The following is a 341-nucleotide window of genomic DNA, read 5'->3' as shown; positions in this document are numbered from 1 at the left end:
TTGGCCGTTGATGACTTGTTCTACCAGCCAGACGATGTCGCTGGTGAGGGCGGCCATTTGTTCTTCGGTGAGGGCGACGCCGAGGGTGAGGTGGTATTCCTGGGCGAAGGTGGCGGCGTTGTCCATGAGGGCTTTGTATTGTTCCAGTTCGGAGGTGTAGTCGGAGGAATATTGTTGGCCGGTGAGGGCGGTGATTTGGTCGGTGACGAGTTTTTGCTCGTAGCAGCCGTCGCCTAGGCGTTTGGCGACTTTTTCCGGGTCGGTTTTGACCCGTTCCAGGAGGTAGTCGCTGGAGAGGAAGTCCTGGTAGCGAGAGAATTGCTCGCGGGTTTCGATGAGAT

General features: G+C 57.2%; 1 protein-coding gene. It reads right to left on the bottom strand.

Going from position 1 to position 341, the window contains the following annotated elements; translation table 11 throughout:
• Positions 1–341: S-layer family protein (locus ALO_RS22270; RefSeq protein WP_004091550.1), on the bottom strand; the 341-nt coding region annotated here is incomplete at both ends.

It is taken from the genome of Acetonema longum DSM 6540, from assembly GCF_000219125.1.
GTDB lineage: Bacteria > Bacillota > Negativicutes > Sporomusales > Acetonemataceae > Acetonema > Acetonema longum.
This window is presented reverse-complemented; position numbering and strand designations above follow the sequence as displayed.